This is a genomic window from Streptomyces beijiangensis (assembly GCF_017315755.1).
GTDB classification, from domain to species: Bacteria; Actinomycetota; Actinomycetes; order Streptomycetales; family Streptomycetaceae; genus Streptomyces; species Streptomyces beijiangensis.
This window is the reverse complement of record NZ_JAFLRJ010001447.1, coordinates 1-241: the sequence shown is the minus strand read 5'-3', so window position 1 is coordinate 241 and position 241 is coordinate 1. Positions and strand designations below refer to the sequence as shown.

Genomic DNA, 241 nt, shown 5'->3' with positions numbered 1-241 from the left:
GCAGGCCGCCGCAGCGCAGAGCGAGTTCCTGCGCGGCCCCGGGCTCCCGCCCGGCGCGCGCCTCTCCCAGCAGGTGGGTGAGCAGGGTGACCGCTTCGCCCGCGCCGAGGGGCGCCACGGTGAGCCGCAGGTCTGCGTCGAGTCCCGACAGGCGCTGACGGCCGGCCACGCGCACCCTGCTGCCCGGTCCTGCGGTCAGCAGCGGGCGCACCTGTTCCACGCTGCGGGCGTCGTCCACGAC

At 77.6% G+C, this 241-nt stretch carries 1 pseudogene; it reads right to left on the bottom strand.

What is annotated here, in order from left to right:
* A pseudogene (locus J0695_RS42210) lies at window positions 1–241 on the bottom strand (AfsR/SARP family transcriptional regulator); the annotation flags it as partial.